Origin of the sequence: Arthrobacter sp. UC242_113, assembly GCF_044054585.1 — a bacterium.
Taxonomy (GTDB): Bacteria; Actinomycetota; Actinomycetes; order Actinomycetales; family Micrococcaceae; genus Arthrobacter.
The window spans coordinates 3,996,505-4,012,836 of the sequence record NZ_CP171968.1; the positions used below are offsets into that span (position 1 = coordinate 3,996,505).

Genomic DNA, 16,332 nt, shown 5'->3' on the forward strand with positions numbered 1-16,332 from the left:
CGGATATAGTGGAATGCACTATGGACGACCCTCCTTCACATATGCCCTGGCCCCTCACTCATTTGACCGGCACACCGGTTAGCACGGGGAGGGGCGCCCCCAATGAATGAATGGATCATGATCGGGATCGGCCTGATCCTGACAGTCGGCACCGGATTCTTCGTGGCGTCCGAGTTTGCCCTGGTCAATCTTGACCGCAACGACCTGGAAGCGCGCCAGGCCCGGGGTGAGAAACGCCTTGCCCCCACCATCAACGCCCTGAAGATCACCTCGACGCACCTTTCCGGTGCGCAGCTGGGCATCACCCTCACCACCCTCCTGACCGGTTACACCTTCGAACCTGCCATCAGCAAGCTGCTGAGCGGTCCGCTGACGGCGGCCGGGTTCCCGGAAGGCCTCGTGCCTGGGGTGGGCGCTGTCGTCGCTATTTTCATCGCCACCATCTTCTCGATGGTGATCGGCGAGCTGGTTCCCAAGAACTTCGCGCTGGCGCTGCCACTGGCCACTGCCAAGGTGGTGGTTCCGTTCCAGGCCCTGTTTACTACGGTGTTCAAGCCCGTCATCCTCCTGTTCAACAACACTGCGAACGCCATCATCAGGTCCTTCGGCATCGAGCCCAAGGAGGAACTCTCGGGTGCCCGCAGCGCCGAGGAACTGAGTTCGCTGGTGCGCCGCTCCGCGCTGGAAGGCGTGCTCGACCTGGACCACGCCGCCCTGCTGCACCGGACGCTGCGCTTCTCCGAGCACAGCGCGGCGGATGTCATGACCCCGCGCGTGCGGATGACCGCCGTGAACACGGACGACACCGCCGAGCAGGTCATCGCGCTGGCCAGCTCCACCGGCTATTCGCGGTTTCCCGTCATCGGCCGCGACCGGGACGACGTGCTCGGCGTGCTCCACGTCAAGCAGGCCTTCGCCGTCGCCCTTGAGGAACGCGCCAGCGTGCATGCGGCGGACCTGATGATCGAACCTCTCATGGTCCCCGAGTCCATGGGCGTCGACTCCCTCCTGGTGCTGCTCCGCAAGCAGGGCCTCCAAGTGGCCATCGTCTCCGACGAGCACGGCGGAACGGCCGGCATCGTCACCCTGGAGGACCTGGTGGAGGAGATCGTCGGCGAACTGGAGGATGAGCACGACCGCGCCCGCGTGGGCGTGGTCCGGACCGGCCGGTCCATCACCTTCGATGCCTCGCTGCGCCCCGATGAGCTCCTGGACCGGACCGGCATCGCCGTCCCCCACGGCGAGGACTACGACACCGTGGCCGGTTTCGTCGCGGACCGGCTGGACCGCATCCCGGAGCTCGGCGACGAGGTGGAGATCGACGGCGGCGCGCTCCGCGTGGAGCGGGTGGCCGGCACCCACGTCGGGCGCCTTAAATTCACACCGGAGGAATCGGCAGAGCCACCGAGGAGCGCGCATGACAGGATTATCGACAGCCTCACACAGGAGCTGACCCATGAGTGAGTACCTTCCGGGCATCATCTGGCTCGCCGTCCTGCTGGTGGTCAACGGCTTCTTTGTCGGCGCCGAGTTCGCCGTCATCTCCGCCCGGCGGTCACAGATCGAGCCGAAGGCGGAGGCGGGCAGCAAGGCCGCGAAAACCACCCTGTGGGCGATGGAGCATGCCACGCTCATGCTGGCCACCAGCCAGCTGGGCATCACGGTCTGCTCGCTGGTGATCCTGAACGTCTCCGAGCCGGCCATCCACCACCTGCTGGAGATCCCGCTGGGCCTGACCGCCCTGTCCGGGGAAGCGATCGGAATCATCGCCTTCGTGGCGGCGCTGCTGCTGGTGACCTTCCTGCACGTGGTCCTCGGCGAGATGGTCCCCAAGAACATCTCGTTCTCGGTCCCCACCCGCGCGGCGCTCATCCTTGCCCCGCCGCTGGTGATGGCGGCGCGCATCTTCAAGCCGGTCATCTGGACCCTGAACGGCATCGCCAACTCCATCCTCCGCCTGTTCCGGGTGCAGCCCAAGGACGAGGCCACCAGCGCCTACACCCTGGACGAAGTGGCAAACATCGTGGAGCAGTCAACCAGGGAAGGCGTCCTGACCGATAACACCGGCGCCCTCACCGCGGCCTTCGAGTTCACGGAAAAGACAGTGGCCGACGTCGAGGTGCCCATCGCCGAGATGGTGCTGCTGCCGGCGTCTGCGACGCCGGCAGACATCCAGCGGGCGGTCGCCGAGCACGGCTACTCCCGGTACATCCTGACCGACGACGACGGCGACCCCTCCGGTTACCTGCACCTGAAGGACGTCATGGACCTGACAACTGCGGAGAAGTTCACCCGGCCCGTGCCGGAGAAACGGATCCGCCGGCTGGCCTCGACGTTCCGCGGCAGCGAGCTTGAGGACGCCCTGGCCACCATGCGCCGCACCGGCGCCCACGTGGCAAGGGTCTTCGACGCGCGGGGCAACACCACCGGCGTGCTGTTCCTCGAGGACATCATCGAGGAACTGGTGGGCGAGGTACGGGACGCCACCAGCAGTTCCTAGGACGCTTGGAAACACGGGAACCCGGAACACACCGAAGTCCGGTGGCCGGCGGCTGATGCCGCCGGCCACCGGACTTCGGTGGTTAGGACTTACTTGTTGGCTACCGCCTTGGGACCTGCGGTGCCGCCGAGCGTGGACTCAACCCACACAGTGCCCGGGTTGGTGGTGCCGGCTGCTGCGTTGCGGAGCCGCAAGCTGTACACGCCCCCGGTTGCCGGTGCCGCAGCTGCGGTGATGGCTGCCTGGCCCAGGACCCGGCCGCTCGGTCCGCCGACGTGGAGGGTGACGGTTCCGCCGACAACGGAGCTGGTGCCGTCAATCCTGAGATCGCCGGTCCTCCACTGGGCGACGCCGATGGTCACGCGGTCTGTAACCGGTACAACCTTGACCTCATCCGTTTTGACAGTTGCGCCAACTGTGACCGTCAGCTTGAACGTCAGGGGGCTGTTGGTCATCGGAGACGCGAAGACCGGAAGGCTGAACGTCGGCTTGAGCGTGGTGTCCCCGGTCAGCGTCGAGATCTTGTTCGGATCCGTCGTGCCGCTCAGGACCTGCTCCCACTTGTAGGTGGCGCCGGTGGCTGTGGACCCGGTGCCGTCTAGAGTGACAGTGGTGGCCGTGGTGCGGCGGACGATGTTCTGGTCCGGTCCAGCCACTGCGACGACGGCACCCTGGACGGTGGCAGCCGTGGTCGGGGCCGACTCAGGGCCGGCGCCGTTGGCGTTCGTAGCCCGCACGGTGAACGTGTAGGCGGTGTCACCGCTGAGTCCGTCGTAGACCAGGGTGGTCACGTCGCCGGCGACGGTCTTCGGTGCACCGACCGCCGTCCCGCCCGAGTAAGCCTGGACGGAGTAGCCGGTGATGGTCAGACCCGCGGCGCCAGGGTTCGGAGCGGTCCAGGACAGGGTTGCGGTGCCCTGGCCTACGACGGGTGCACCCGAGAAGGCGGGAGCGGCAGGTACCGGATCGTTGGTCACGGTGAACACGCTCGAGCCGACCTCGGATGCGTTGCCGGAGGGGTCGAACGCCACGAACTTCAGGGTGGCCGTGGATGCAATCTCCATGGGCCCCTTGTACGGGATCGCCTGATTAGACAGGACGCCACCGGCGAGGAGCGGGTCGGAGCCGTCAATGGTGTAGTAGATGTCACTTCCCGTCTCACTGGCGGTGAGCGTCACGCGCTGGGCCACCTGCGAGGTGCCGCCGTTCGGGGTGGCGGAGACGGTCGGAGCCGTGGTGTCCGTCACCGGGATGGCGTGCGCAGCCGGGAAGGTCTCACCGACGCTGCTAACGCCGACGACGTAGACGTCGTATTCCTCAGTGGCGGAAAGACCGGTAATGGTGGTGCCCTTGGCGGCCTGGCCGGAGATACGCTTGCCGATCTCCACCCACTCGCCGCTGGTTTCGGTCTTGCCCACCGCTACCGCGCGGTAGCCCGTTATGGCGGGGGTGCCCGGGATCGCCGCCGCGGGCGTCCAGTTCAGCTTCAGTCCGCCCGAAACTTTGGCGGCGGTGATGCCGGACGGAGCGGGAGGACCGGACTGCAGCGGGCCGTTGGGACAACCGCCCATGCCGGGGCCGCCGGGCTCGCCGTATTCGGCGATGGTCAGGCCCTGCCGGTTGGCGTCGGCATCTTCGAACTCCCAGGCCATGGCACGTTCGCCCAGCCCGGCATTCGCGGCCATTTCAGCGGTGGCGGCGTCGTCAAAGTTGTAGGTGGCGGTGAAGGTATCGCCGGTGACCAGAAGGCTCGAGGAGTAGCCGCCCTTAGGAGCGGGAGTCATCGGACCGGGGACAGCGCGGATGTCGCGGCGCGCCACCGTGGTGTCCCTCAGCGCCGGTTCAATGATGCGCTGTTCCAAATGGGTGGGATTGACGCCGGCGCCGATGTGCCCCTTGACGGTGAGCGTGGTGCCGCTGAGTACGGAGTTTCCCGTTACGTAGGTGTCCTGGACCGTCGTTTCGTCGGCCGGTGCGGCGGCCGCTTTATCGAACTTAATTGAGACGACGTCACCGGGGCGGATGTCGGGAGTGACGTTCAGGCCGGTGCCGGCACCCCAGCAGACGCCGCCGGGGTGGTTGACCTCGAAGGCGACGCCGCCGCCGTCGACCAGGGACCGAGCGGAACCGATGACGTCGCCTCCCCGCTTGACTTCGAGAGTTGCGGTGTCGCCGGCGTGGGGCTCGTAGCCCTCAATGGAGACGAAGTCGCGGTCGGGGAAGACGACGATGTTGTCCGGGAAAGCCGGCACGGCCGCGTTGGCGGCGGGGATGGCGAACATGGAGGTTGAGCAAATGACCGCGGAGACGGTGGCGAAGACTCCGGCCCTGCGGACGCCGGGAAGGCGAGAAGTGTGCGCTCCCGGCTCGCTTTGTGCTGATTTCATGATGACCTCATCGATCCGAGGTGCGCGACGTTCACGCACAATCACAGAATCAATAAGACCCCTTGGGGAAACGCTGTGCGTTTCGGCTGGGGAGATCGCCCTGCGGCACCGGTTTGGCCGCATCTTTGGGTCCCCCACTTGGAGGGGCCCGTGAGGGGGAAGAAGGTGATTTGCCCATGTCAGGGCTGCCATTCTCCGGCGGTCACCCACGAGGGGGGCGGGTACCCCGCAGAGGGGTGCATACCCCCAAATGCCCCCAGCAAGGGGGGTGCGGATTTCCGGGTTTCCCCAAGGGTGGGGCTGGAAATCAGCCCTGGCGGGCCTTCTTTGCTGCCTTCTTGGCGGCCTCGTCCTTGACCCGCTGCGCCTCGGTGCGGACGGCTGCCTGCGTGGCGCGCTCGGCGACCAGCCACGCTGGGGGAGCCTGCAGCAGCGCGGTGATTTCCGCCGTCGTCAGCGCCTCTTCGACCCCGCCGCGGGCAAGGCCGCTGATGGAGATGTTGAGTTTCTGTGCCACCACCGGGCGGGGGTGCGGGCCGTTGCGGCGCAGTTCGGCCAGCCACTCCGGCGGGTTGGACTGCAGCTCGGCGAAGTCCGCGCGGGTGATGGTTGAATCCTGGAACTCCTGGGGCGTCGCCGGCAGGTAGATGCCAAGCTTCTTGGCAACGGTGGCCGGCTTCATGGACTGGGAGTTAGCGGAGGTCATGTATTAAGGGTATAGGCCTGTGCCGCCTCCCCTGACCAACGATGCCTGCAGTCAAGGGTGTCCGCAGTACTGTGAAGGTGTGCCCGCTGAAGATGAACCCACCCTGGACCCGGCTCCGCCGGAGTCCCCGCGAGAGCTCCGCTTTGCCTACGTCCCCGGCGTGACGCCAGGGAAGTGGATCCGGCGCTGGGAGGAACGGATGCCGGACGTTCCGCTGCACTCGTTCATGTCCGACGGCGGCACGCAGCTTTCCGTGCTCCGGGACGGTTCGGCGGACCTGAGCTTTGTCCGCCTTCCGGTGGAGCGCGAAGGGTTGAACGTTATCCCCCTCTATGAGGAGCAGCCCGTGGTGGTGGCGCCCAAGGGGCACGAAATCACCGTGTTCGAGGACGTGGCGCTGGAGGACCTTGCCGAGGAAAACTTCCTCGACGCCGACGAACTGGGCGGGCCGGAAATGGCACTGCAAGTGGTGGCGTCCGGTGCGGGCCTGCTGATACTGCCCATGTCCGTCGCCCGGCATTTCAACGTCAAGGATACTGTGGCCCGCCGCCTTACGGGGGCGCCGGAGACACAGATCGCGCTCGCGTGGCCCAGCGACGCCACCGACGAGGTCATCGAGGAGTTCATCGGCATTGTCCGCGGCCGCACCGCGCAAAGCTCGCGGCAGCCTTCCGCCCAGCAGGAGAAACCGAAGAAGGCACCCAAGCCGGACCTTCGCGGCACCGGGTCCGGCGCCAAGAAGCCGAAAGTCGCCCAGCGTTACGCGCCCAACCCGGACAAGGGGCGGGGCCGCGGCTCGCGGAAAAAGGGCAAGCGGTAACTGCTGCTGCCAAGCTGGCGGTATTGCAAAACTGTGCTGCGCAGGTTCACAGTGAGGCAATGAGCACCACGTCCCATGAAGTGTTCGACGCAACGCCCGAAGGTGACGCACCGGAACTGAAACGCGTCCTCGGGCCAAAGCTCCTGCTCCTCTTCATCGTCGGCGACATCCTCGGCGCGGGCGTGTACGCGGTCACCGGGACCATGGCCGGCACGGTGGGCGGCATTGTCTGGCTGCCGTTCCTGCTGGCCTTCGTCGTCGCGACGCTGACCGCCTTCTCCTACCTGGAGCTGGTTACGCAATACCCGCAGGCGGCAGGCGCAGCGCTGTACACGCACAAGGCATACGGCATCCACTTCGTCACCTTCCTGGTGGCGTTCGCCGTCGTCTGTTCCGGCATCACCAGCGCCTCGACCTCCGCCAACGTGCTCGCGCAGAACTTCTTCGGCGGCCTGGAGATCAACGGCTGGATGGGCGACCCCGGACAGGGGGTGATCACCGCGGTGGCGCTCGGCTTCATGCTGCTGCTGGCGCTGATCAACCTGCGCGGCGTGGGCGAGAGCGTGAAATTCAATGTGGTGCTCACTCTGGTGGAGATGATCGCCCTGTGCATCGTGATTGGCGTCGGCTTCTACGTGATGGCCCAGGGCGGCGGCAACATCGAAGAAATCACCGTGTTCAATGACGGACAGGACAAGGGCCTCTTCCTCGCCGTCACGGCGGCCACCTCGATCGCGTTCTTTGCGATGGTGGGCTTCGAGGACTCCGTGAACATGGTCGAGGAGACCCACAACCCCGAGCGGATCTTCCCGCGGACCATGCTGACCGGGCTGGGCATCGCCGTGATCCTCTACATGCTGGTTGCCGTCTCCGTGGTCAGCGTGCTCTCACCCACGGAACTCGCAGGGATCAGGGAGGCCGAGGGCGCGGCGCTCCTCGAAGTGGTGCACAAGGGCTCGCCCGACTTCCCGATCGACAAGATCTTCCCGTTCCTCGCCGTCTTCGCCGTCGCGAACACGGCCCTGATCAACATGCTGATGGCCAGCCGCCTCATTTACGGCATGGCCCGGCAGGACGTGCTGCCGCGTCCGCTCGGCAAGGTGCTGCCGGGACGGCGCACGCCGTGGGCCGGCATCGCGTTTTCCACCGTCCTCGCGCTGGGGCTGATCTGGTACGTGACCAGCGATCCGGAGAGCAACATCGTCGCGAACCTGTCCGGTACCACCGCGTTCCTGCTGCTGTGCGTGTTCACCGTGGTGAACGTGGCCTGCACTGTCCTCCGCGGCAAACGGGACCACACCCGGGAGGTGTTCTTCACCTCGCCCGGACCGCTGCCTATTGTCGCGGCCCTGCTGTGCGCGTTCCTGGCCGGTCCGTGGGTAGGCAGGGATGCCGTCCAGTACCAGATCGCCGGCGGACTGATGGGGATCGGCGTGGTGCTGTGGCTGGTCACCTGGCTGATCAACAGGAGAACCAACCGCACGGCGGGGTCGGCCGCTGACGAGGTCTCATGACGTCAAACGGGACCTGGCGCGGCTGAGCCCTGATCAGGGCCCGTGCCCGGCCGCCGGCAGTCACGGAGGTGTGCCAGCAGGGCCCGCTCCGGGCTTCCGGGGTTCTCACCAAGACGCCGCAGCAGTGCCATCCGGACGTCCATGTCCGTGCCCTCGTCACTGAGGACGTGGCTGATCACGCCCATGATCTGGCGCCTAAAACCTTCCTCCTGCATGAGACCACGCTCCTTACTTCTGGTGGCAGTCTGCCGCCGCGCCGTTGGGATTAGCCGGGGACCGGCCGGGCCCGCGGCGCCCGCGGCGGCCATACTTAGGGGGTCCGGCGGCCTTCCCACCTATTCAGGTGGGACAGAGCCCCGCGGACGCTGCTTCCCAAGGTTTTTTGGAGTCGCGCGGCGCACCATGACTGTGTTTCCACACATGGCCAGCGCCAACGTTGTCGCTGAGGCCATCACAACCAGCTGGGAGGACGTCATGGCAGCAACACGGAGGGACGTGTTGAAATTAAGCCTGTTGGGCGGCGCCGTCGCCGCCACGGCATCAACCGCAGGGCCGGCCATCGCGGGTGTCCCGGGCAGTGTGCCCGGCCGCCGGGGTGCAGACGACAATGAGACAACGGTTGTCACGCCAAGCAGGCTCGCCCTGGCGAACATGCCGGTTCCGTTCACCACCGTCTTCCGGCGGCCGCCGGAACTGCTTCCCTACGCCACGGGCCGGGACAGCGACGGCACGCCGTTTGCGAAATATGCCCTGAACCAGAAACTGGGCAAGGCCCAGATCGCACGGGGGCTCAGCACTACCCTGGCGGGGTACAACGGCGTTTTCCCGGGCCCCACCATCCGCGTGCAGCAGGGCACCCGGACGGAGCTGAGGATCAGCAACCGCCTGCCCGCGACGGGCCTGCTCTACCCGAACACCTTCAACACGGTTACCCACCTGCACGGCTCGGCCTCGCTGCCCCAGTACGACGGGTACGCGAATGACCGCACCGCGCCGGGAAGGGTGAAGAACTACCACTATCCAAACTGGCAGGCGGCGCGGACGCTCTGGTACCACGACCACAACCACATGCTGACGGCGCAGGGCGTGTACTCGGGCCTCGCCTCCACCTACGCCATCACCAGCGCGCGTGAGCAGGCACAGTTGCCGCAGGGCGAGTTCGACGTGCCCATCCTGGTCTCGGACGTGATGCTGAATGCCGACGGATCCCTCGGCTACAACGACAACGGCCACGCCGGGCTGTGGGGTGACATCATCATGGTCAACGGGGTGCCGTGGCCCACCATGAAGGTCAAGCCGCGCATTTACCGGTTCCGGTTCCTGGTCGGCTCGATCACCCGTTCGTACCGCTTCGCCCTGTCCAACGGCGACCCGTTCCACGTGGTGGGCACCGACGCAGGAATGACCCCGAAGGTGCAGGCCGTGTCCTCCTGGCGGCAGGGGACAGCCGAACGCTACGAGGTGCTGATCGACTTCCGCAAGTACAAGCCGGGCCAGTCAGTGGAGCTGCGGAACCTGAGCAACAAAAACAACGTGAACTTCGCCAACACCGGGAAGGTCATGAAGTTCCAGGTGGTGGCCGATTCCGCCGCCCAGCCAGGGTCGCGCTCAATCTCCTCCATCCCCGCCACGCTGGACCCCGGCCCGCACCCCAGCCGGGCCACCGGCGGGCTGGACACCATGGCCCTGACCCCGGATATGGCCGTCGCCAAGAGGATCCTCCGGGTCCAGCGGGCGGGCGGGGAATGGACCATCAACGGTGAAACCTGGGACGACGTGGAAAAATCCAACTTCACCAGGTGCTTCGGCAACCCGCAGCGCAACCAGGTGGAGCAGTGGACCATCGTCAACGAGTCAGGCGGCTGGTTCCACCCGGTCCACATTCACCTGATCGACGGCAAGATCATCGGCCGCAACACCAACGGCGGCAAGCCGTTCGCCTGGGAAGGCGGCCCGAAGGACGTCTTCTATGCGGGCGAGAACGAGTCGGTAACGGTCCTCATGCAGTTCGACACCGGCAAGCACGTGGGCGGCCGGTATATGGTCCACTGCCACAACCTCGTCCACGAGGACCACGACATGATGGTCCAGTTCTCCGTGGGCGACCTGCGGAACAACGACCCCATCAACGCCGACAAGCCCGTGCTGGAAACCCGGCCCGAGGGGTACTACGCGTCGAAGTACAAGCTGGCCTACCCGGCGGGGACGTGACATGAGACGGACGCTACTGATGGCACCGGCGGTGCTGCTGGCCTTCTCCCTTGCCGGCTGCACCGGCGGCCAGGCCAGTCCGGCAGCCAACCCGGCACCCGCCCCGCCCGCAAGCAGCACCGCCAACACAGCGGACCGCGTCCTCGCACAGGCCGAGGAAGGGCAGGATCTGGGCAACGGCCGGCCCACCGTCAGCTACGACGGCCTCATGGTCCGGCGCAGGGTGGTGATCGCCGTGCACACCGGGCTGGATGCGGACGTCGCCGCTATCCGCAGGCGGCTGGACGCCGCCGCCGCGGCACGGGGCACCGCGCTGTCCGCCGTCTCGCCGGACGTGCTCGAACCCGCCGTGCTGCAGCAGATGGTCCCCGAGGTCATCGTGGCCCTACCGCCAACTGCCACTCCCGACGACGGACGCACCATTGTGCGGGCAGTCACCGAGGAGGACACAGGAAAGCTCGGCGTGAAGAACTTCTATGTCCTGCCGGTCCTGGTGCATGACCTGCGCTTCAACGTTGCCACGGCGGACCCCGGAGCCGTTTCCGCCGCGGTGGACCGGGAAGGCATCGTCTCCGACGCGCTCGGGAACTACAGCACTCAGGTGCGGGGCGGGCAGCTCAGCATCAGCTACACGGGCCCCCTGCTCGGCGACGAAACTGTCGAGAGTGTCCGCGAGGGCATCAGCCGGCCGGCGCATATTCCAGCCGCCAACGTGAGCGTCGGCCCCAGGTCCGCATCCGGAACAGGCGTGGACATGGCCGCCGAGCCGCCGTGGGACGCGGAGCAGCTCGAAGGCCAGGCGATACACCCGCACACGGAGTGATGCACCACTTCCAAACAGAAGCTGCGAGCAGTGCAACGATAGGAGAAGAGAGTGAGAAGCATGTCCGGTCCCACCATCCGGGACGTTGCCGAGCGGGCTGGGGTCTCACTGACGACGGTGTCCTACGTGCTGTCCGGCAGGAGCGGAGGCACCACGCGGATCAGCCGGTCCACGCAGGAGCGCGTCATGGCCGCCGTCGACGATCTTGGCTATGTGCCCAACCAGGCAGCGCGGGGCATGCGCCGCGGTCGGACAGACCTGGTGGCCATCGCCATTGAGGACCTGGAATGGCCGCCGGACCGTGCGCTCGCCGCGGCCGCCGCCGCGATACTTCCGCGGCACGGCTACCAGCCGGTCATCCTGCTCGGCCAGTCGTGGCGGCAGTTCATGCTGGCCGGAGGCGCCGACGGCGTGATCGTGGGTGTCCTTCCCACCTCTGAGGAAGAGGACCAGGCCATCGCCGAACTGGCCAGGCGCGGCATCGCGCAGGTGGTCATCTCCGAATCGGTGAAGGCCGAACAGGCCGTCGCGCTGCTCATCGACCGGATCGCCGGGTACGCCCAGGCCGCCGGCCAACCGGCCCCGTGGAAGCGACTCAGCGGGAATGCCCTGTTTGGCTACGGCGCGCTGCTCCTGAACGAGGTGTTGTCAGCCGCCGGCGTTTTTGCCGAGCAGATCCCGGTCTAGTAGAAGCCGGGTGATCCAGAACCGGCTACCGGCAGCCGCGTAACAATCGGGCCTAGCCCTGCCCGCCTACCGAGCAAAGCACGGACGACGCCGGTACGTCATGGTCCGTAGCCAGTCGCAACATCAACCGCCTGTAAGGTCCGTTCCTGCCGCCATGCGTCATCCGATGTCACCGGAAGGCGCCCGTCGTTACGCGCTGTTTCCTTGCGAGTCCCCGCGCGTCACGGAGCCGCCATACGCGGCCCCGGCCGGCAGGTTACGCCCCGTTTCCCCTCGTGACCGCGCCCTTCAGGCGGTGGTCCATCTCTGCTCTCATGGTGGACACCAAACGCCTTGAACGACCTGCTGAAGGGAAGCACACCCATGACCTCCGGAACCGGGCCGATACCGAAAATCAGCCTTCAAAACATCACCAAGAAGTTCACGGTGCGGCCCAGCAAGGACAACCCGGAAGGGGCGGTCCTGACAGCCCTGGACGGCATCTCCCTTGACGTCTCCGCAGGCGAGTTCATCACCCTGGTGGGCCCCAGCGGCTCCGGCAAGACCACACTCCTGGACCTCCTGGCGGGCCTCACCAAGCCGGACACCGGGCAGGTGCTGGTGGACGGCCGGGAAGTGGCAGGCCCGGGCCGGGACCGCGCCGTCGTCTTTCAGCAGTACGCACTCTTTCCCTGGCGCACCGCCGCCGCCAACGTGGCCTTCGGGCTGGAAGGCGCGGGCAGTGACGGGAAGCGCTACAGCCGCAAGGAGCGGGCCGGGAAGGCACGCGAATACCTTGAACTTGTTGGCCTCGGCGGATTTGAAGACCGTTACCCCCACGAACTGTCCGGCGGCATGAAGCAGCGCGTGGCCATCGCGCGCAGCCTGGCCTACGAGCCGGACATCCTGCTGATGGATGAACCGTTTGCCGCATTGGACGCCCAAACTCGCGAGCAGCTGCAGACCGAACTGCTCCGGATCTGGGCCACCACGGGCAAGACCATCATCTTCATCACCCACGGCATCGACGAGGCCGTGTACCTGGGCCAACGGGTGGCCGTGCTCAGCTCCCGGCCGGGACGGCTGAAGGAAATCGTGGACATCAACCTTGGAGACCGCTCCGGTGACGAGGACGTCCGCTCCAACCCGGCCTTCGTGGAACACCGGCACAAGGTGTGGTCGCTGCTGCATGACGAGGTACGCCGTGCCCAGGAAGCCGGCCACGCGAAGATCCAGCCCGACGGAACGGCGCCGGACGAGACCAGGACCATCACCACCGGAAAGGCAGCCTGATGAGCACGTCAACGCTGACCAAGGAAACCGAAACGGAGCTCAAGTCCGCGGCGGCGGCCGGGGAGGCAACGACGGAGCGGAATCCGCCGCTGAACCCGGGTCCCGGCAAGTCCCCGGCGGCCACTCTACGCCGGTATGCCCTGCAGGGCGGCAAAGCTGTGTGGGGTGCCGGGGCGATCATCCTGTTCCTGCTGCTCTGGGAACTCGGACCCACCTACCTCGCTCCGGCATCGACGAGGGTTTTCCTTCCACCTCTTCATGAAGTGCTCGAGGCACTGCGCACACTCATCGGAAACGGCCAGCTGCAAAACCACCTCGCCGCCAGCCTGAGCCGGTCCGCCAGCGGCTTCAGCATCGCGGTCGTGGCGGCCGTGGCCCTCGGCCTGCTCGTGGCCTGGTACGGAGCCCTCGACCGCTTCCTCAACCCGCTGCTCGAAGTTTTCAGGAACACGGCGGCGCTGGCCCTGCTCCCCGTGTTCACGCTACTGCTCGGCATCGGCGAGACCTCGAAGATCAGCATCGTGGCCTACGCGGCATTCTTCCCGGTCCTGCTGAACACCATCGCCGGCGTCCGGACCGTCGACCCCCTGCTGATCCGGGCCGCCCGCTCACTGGGGCTGTCCAACTTCCAGCTGTTCCAGAAAGTGATCCTTCCGTCCGCCGTGCCCACCATCTTCACGGGCATCCGAATGGCCGGCACATCCTCCATCCTCGTCCTCATCGCCGCCGAAATGGTCGGTGCCAAGGCCGGGCTGGGCTACCTGATCGTCAATTCGCAGATGAGCTTCCTCATTCCTGACATGTATGCGGGCATCCTGACCGTTTCCCTGCTGGGCCTGCTGGTGAATTACCTGCTGGTCGGCGTCGAACGCCATTTCTCCCGCTGGCGGACCGCCGTCGGATCCCGGACCGCCTAACCGCCCTCCCTCCCACCCAAGGAACCAGATCATGCCTGAACGCACCACTGCCAAGGCCGGCGGCGCACGCCAGCTCCACCTGAATGCCTTCCTGATGAGCACCGGACACCATGAGGCGTCGTGGCGGCTGCCCGAAAGCGACAGCTTCGCCGGAACGCAGGTGGCCCACTTCCAGCGGCTCGCCCGGACCGCGGAACGCGGCACCTTCGACTCGATTTTCTTCGCCGACTCGCCCGTGCTGCACGGCGACGTGCGCCAGCGCCCCTACGGGACGCTCGAGCCGACGGTCCTGCTCAGTGCCATCGCCGCCGTAACCAAACGGATCGGGCTGATCGGCACCGCCTCCACCACCTACAACGATCCCTACAACCTGGCACGCCGGTTCGCCTCGCTGGACCACATCAGCGGCGGCCGGGCCGGCTGGAACGTGGTGACAACAGCCGGCGAGGCCGCGGCACGGAACTTCTCGCTGGAGGACCAGCCCGCACACTGGCGCCGTTACGAGCGCGCCGCCGAGTTCCTGGACGTTGCCAGGAAGCTCTGGGACAGCTGGGAAGACGACGCCGCGGTAGGGGACAAGGCGGCCGGGGTCTGGGGGGACAGCTCACGCGTCCACGCCGTCAACCACAGCGGCCGCTACTTCCGGATCCAGGGTCCCCTGGACGTGCCGCGTTCACCCCAGGGCCATCCGGTGATCGTGCAGGCCGGCTCGTCCGAAGACGGCAAAGACTTCGCCGCCCGCCATGCCGAGGCGGTGTTCACTGCGCAGCAAACGCTGGCCGAAGCGCAGCGCTTCTATGCCGACCTGAAGCGTAAGACGGCCGCCGCGGGGCGCAACCCGGAACACCTCAAGATCCTGCCGGGCATTGTTCCGGTCATCGGCTCCACCGAGCACGAGGCGCGGCGGCTGGAGAAGCAGCTCGATGAGCTGATCCACCCCGAGCACGCACGGAAGCAGCTGGCCGGAGTCCTCCGGGTCTCGCCCGAATCCCTGCCGCTTGACGCGCAACTGCCCGAGGACCTCCCCTCGGAGGATGCGATTGAGGGGGCCAAGAGCCGGTACACCTTGATCGTGGAGCTCGCCCGGCGCGAGCGGCTCACCGTCCGGCAGCTCATCGGCAGGCTCGGCGGCGGCCGCGGGCACCGCACCTTCTCCGGGACACCCGAGCAGGTGGCGGATGCCATCCAGGAGTGGTTCGAGAAGGGCGCGGCCGACGGCTTCAACATCATGCCGCCGGTGCTGCCTTCGGGCCTGGACACCTTCGTGGACCATGTCATCCCGATCCTGCGGTCCCGCGGACTGTTCCGCCAGCAGTACACGGGGCACACCCTGCGTGAGCACTACGGGCTGCCGCGGCCCGCGAGCGGATTCGCCACTGCTGGCTCCGCTGAACCGCCCGACAGGGAACTCGCGGTTAACGCTGCGGTTTAGGGTTCCTGCTTCTCCTGGAGGGGCTTCTGCTCCTGCAGGGGCTTCCGGGCCAGCCAGGCGGCGACGATCGCGCCGGAGATGTTGTGCCAGAGCGAGAAGACTGCTGACGGCAGGGCAGCCAGGGGGGTGAAATGGGCGGTGGCGAGCGTGGCCGCCAGGCCTGAGTTCTGCATGCCCACCTCGAACGCGAGGGCCCTGCGTGCCTTGTCGTCCAGGCGGCCGAGCTTGCCGGCCAGGTAGCCAAGGCCAAGGCCGAATCCGTTGTGCAGCACCACCGCCAGGAACACGATGCCGCCGGCCGCCAGGATCTTGCTGGCGCTTCCCGCCACCACCACAGCCACGATGAGGGAAATTACGACGGCGGATGCCCAAGGGAGCGCCGGCAGCGCCTTCGCGACGAGCTTCTTGAGGAACAGCCGGGCCAGCAGGCCCGCTATCACCGGCAGCAGCACGGTCTTGACGATGTCCAGCACCATGCCGCCGGCGTCGATGGTGAGGAAGGAGCCGGCCAGGAATAGGACCAGGACGGGGGTGACCACCGGGGCGATGAGCGTGGATACGCTGGCTACCGCCACGGACAGGGCCACATCGCCCTTGGCCAGGAACGCCATCACGTTGGAGGCGGTGCCGGAGGGCGCGCAGCCCACGAGGATCAGGCCTACTGCCAGCGCGGGCTCCAGGTGGAGGAGGGTGGCGATCGCCCAGCCGGCCCCGGGCATGATCACGTAATGGGCCACGATGCCCAGGACCACGGCCCACGGCCTGCGGGCAACCGCGGTGAAGTCCGGCGGCGTGAGGGTCAGGCCCATGCAGAACATGATGATTCCCAGCAGGTACGGGACCGCCGGGCCAAGCGGCTTGAAGGCGCCGGGAAGCAGGAACCCGGCGATGCCGGCTGCGAGCACCAGAAGGGGGAAGACGGTCACCGCGACGCGCGCAATTTTCGCTTCCGCAGCGAGGGCCGGGTTCAGCGGCGCAGCGCCGGCCTCCGTGGCCGAGGAAGCGGTTACGGGGTTTTTTGTTGCCTCAAGCATTCAATAATGCTGGCACCGGACAGCCGCGA

General features: G+C 66.9%; 14 protein-coding genes. 10 read left to right on the plus strand and 4 right to left on the minus strand.

Annotated features, from left to right (window positions below; genetic code table 11):
• Window positions 1-102 precede the first annotated feature (102 nt).
• Window positions 103-1,464 carry a hemolysin family protein gene (locus tag ACHMXB_RS18195; RefSeq protein WP_395400664.1) on the plus strand — a complete coding sequence of 454 codons (1,362 nt, stop codon included), beginning with the start codon at window positions 103-105 and terminating at the stop codon, window positions 1,462-1,464.
• On the plus strand, window positions 1,457-2,500 hold the full coding sequence (locus ACHMXB_RS18200; protein WP_395400666.1) for a hemolysin family protein: 1,044 nt from the start codon (window positions 1,457-1,459) through the stop codon (window positions 2,498-2,500). Before ACHMXB_RS18195 ends, ACHMXB_RS18200 begins: the two co-directional genes overlap by 8 nt.
• Before the next feature lie 89 nt (window positions 2,501-2,589).
• On the opposite strand, the gene ACHMXB_RS18205 is transcribed toward ACHMXB_RS18200, so the two are convergent.
• Together ACHMXB_RS18205 and ACHMXB_RS18210 are read right to left on the minus strand one after the other, a co-directional pair.
• Entirely contained in the window at window positions 2,590-4,887 is a 2,298-nt protein-coding gene (locus tag ACHMXB_RS18205) for a fibronectin type III domain-containing protein (RefSeq protein WP_395400668.1), read from the minus strand.
• Between the two features lie 307 nt (window positions 4,888-5,194).
• Window positions 5,195-5,593, minus strand: a complete 399-nt coding sequence (locus tag ACHMXB_RS18210) for a DUF5997 family protein (protein WP_395400670.1) — start codon at window positions 5,591-5,593, stop codon at window positions 5,195-5,197.
• A 79-nt stretch (window positions 5,594-5,672) separates the two neighbouring features.
• On the opposite strand from ACHMXB_RS18210, the gene ACHMXB_RS18215 reads away from it, so the two are divergent.
• Both ACHMXB_RS18215 and ACHMXB_RS18220 read left to right on the plus strand, forming a co-directional pair.
• Complete coding sequence (locus ACHMXB_RS18215) at window positions 5,673-6,413, plus strand: LysR family transcriptional regulator substrate-binding protein (protein ID WP_395400672.1); 741 nt, start codon at window positions 5,673-5,675, stop codon at window positions 6,411-6,413.
• A gap of 59 nt (window positions 6,414-6,472) precedes the next feature.
• Window positions 6,473-7,927, plus strand: coding sequence for an APC family permease (locus ACHMXB_RS18220; protein WP_395400674.1), 1,455 nt, complete (start codon window positions 6,473-6,475; stop codon window positions 7,925-7,927).
• Window positions 7,928-7,929: 2 nt separating this feature from the next.
• Here the strand turns inward: ACHMXB_RS18220 and ACHMXB_RS18225 are convergent, their stop codons facing one another.
• Window positions 7,930-8,142, minus strand: a complete 213-nt coding sequence (locus ACHMXB_RS18225) for a hypothetical protein (RefSeq protein ID WP_395400676.1) — start codon at window positions 8,140-8,142, stop codon at window positions 7,930-7,932.
• A 187-nt stretch (window positions 8,143-8,329) separates the two neighbouring features.
• Between ACHMXB_RS18225 and ACHMXB_RS18230 the strand changes: the two genes are divergently transcribed.
• The 6 genes from ACHMXB_RS18230 (at window position 8,330) to ACHMXB_RS18255 (ending at window position 15,269) form a co-directional block, all read left to right on the plus strand.
• Window positions 8,330-10,138, plus strand: a complete 1,809-nt coding sequence (locus ACHMXB_RS18230; RefSeq protein ID WP_395400678.1) for a multicopper oxidase family protein — start codon at window positions 8,330-8,332, stop codon at window positions 10,136-10,138.
• 1 nt (window position 10,139) lies between these two features.
• A complete protein-coding gene (locus ACHMXB_RS18235) occupies window positions 10,140-10,961 on the plus strand; it encodes a hypothetical protein (protein WP_395400680.1) in 822 nt (273 codons plus the stop codon).
• Between the two features lie 60 nt (window positions 10,962-11,021).
• Window positions 11,022-11,648 (plus strand): LacI family DNA-binding transcriptional regulator, encoded by a 627-nt coding sequence (locus ACHMXB_RS18240; RefSeq protein ID WP_395405330.1) that lies wholly within the window; start codon window positions 11,022-11,024, stop codon window positions 11,646-11,648.
• Between the two features lie 363 nt (window positions 11,649-12,011).
• A complete protein-coding gene (locus ACHMXB_RS18245; protein ID WP_395400682.1) occupies window positions 12,012-12,920 on the plus strand; it encodes an ABC transporter ATP-binding protein in 909 nt (302 codons plus the stop codon).
• Window positions 12,920-13,837, plus strand: a complete 918-nt coding sequence (locus ACHMXB_RS18250) for an ABC transporter permease (RefSeq protein ID WP_395400684.1) — start codon at window positions 12,920-12,922, stop codon at window positions 13,835-13,837. The genes ACHMXB_RS18245 and ACHMXB_RS18250 overlap by 1 nt, the downstream gene beginning before the upstream one ends.
• Before the next feature lie 31 nt (window positions 13,838-13,868).
• Window positions 13,869-15,269, plus strand: coding sequence for an LLM class flavin-dependent oxidoreductase (locus ACHMXB_RS18255; protein ID WP_395400686.1), 1,401 nt, complete (start codon window positions 13,869-13,871; stop codon window positions 15,267-15,269).
• Here the strand turns inward: ACHMXB_RS18255 and ACHMXB_RS18260 are convergent.
• Complete coding sequence (locus ACHMXB_RS18260) at window positions 15,266-16,303, minus strand: bile acid:sodium symporter family protein (RefSeq protein WP_395400688.1); 1,038 nt, start codon at window positions 16,301-16,303, stop codon at window positions 15,266-15,268. The genes ACHMXB_RS18255 and ACHMXB_RS18260 overlap by 4 nt on opposite strands.
• Window positions 16,304-16,332 lie beyond the last annotated feature (29 nt).

Excerpts from the sequence above, each read along its gene's own strand:
- ACHMXB_RS18195 (WP_395400664.1), top strand. The coding sequence starts at position 103 with ATGAATGAATGGATCATGATCGGGATCGGCCTGATCCTGACAGTCGGC.
- ACHMXB_RS18200 (WP_395400666.1), top strand. The coding sequence starts at position 1,457 with ATGAGTGAGTACCTTCCGGGCATCATCTGGCTCGCCGTCCTGCTGGTG.
- ACHMXB_RS18205 (WP_395400668.1), bottom strand. The coding sequence starts at position 4,887 with ATGAAATCAGCACAAAGCGAGCCGGGAGCGCACACTTCTCGCCTTCCC.
- ACHMXB_RS18210 (WP_395400670.1), bottom strand. The coding sequence starts at position 5,593 with ATGACCTCCGCTAACTCCCAGTCCATGAAGCCGGCCACCGTTGCCAAG.
- ACHMXB_RS18220 (WP_395400674.1), top strand. The coding sequence starts at position 6,473 with ATGAGCACCACGTCCCATGAAGTGTTCGACGCAACGCCCGAAGGTGAC.
- ACHMXB_RS18225 (WP_395400676.1), bottom strand. The coding sequence starts at position 8,142 with ATGCAGGAGGAAGGTTTTAGGCGCCAGATCATGGGCGTGATCAGCCAC.
- ACHMXB_RS18230 (WP_395400678.1), top strand. The coding sequence starts at position 8,330 with ATGACTGTGTTTCCACACATGGCCAGCGCCAACGTTGTCGCTGAGGCC.
- ACHMXB_RS18235 (WP_395400680.1), top strand. The coding sequence starts at position 10,140 with ATGAGACGGACGCTACTGATGGCACCGGCGGTGCTGCTGGCCTTCTCC.
- ACHMXB_RS18240 (WP_395405330.1), top strand. The coding sequence starts at position 11,022 with ATGTCCGGTCCCACCATCCGGGACGTTGCCGAGCGGGCTGGGGTCTCA.
- ACHMXB_RS18245 (WP_395400682.1), top strand. The coding sequence starts at position 12,012 with ATGACCTCCGGAACCGGGCCGATACCGAAAATCAGCCTTCAAAACATC.
- ACHMXB_RS18250 (WP_395400684.1), top strand. The coding sequence starts at position 12,920 with ATGAGCACGTCAACGCTGACCAAGGAAACCGAAACGGAGCTCAAGTCC.
- ACHMXB_RS18255 (WP_395400686.1), top strand. The coding sequence starts at position 13,869 with ATGCCTGAACGCACCACTGCCAAGGCCGGCGGCGCACGCCAGCTCCAC.
- ACHMXB_RS18260 (WP_395400688.1), bottom strand. The coding sequence starts at position 16,303 with ATGCTTGAGGCAACAAAAAACCCCGTAACCGCTTCCTCGGCCACGGAG.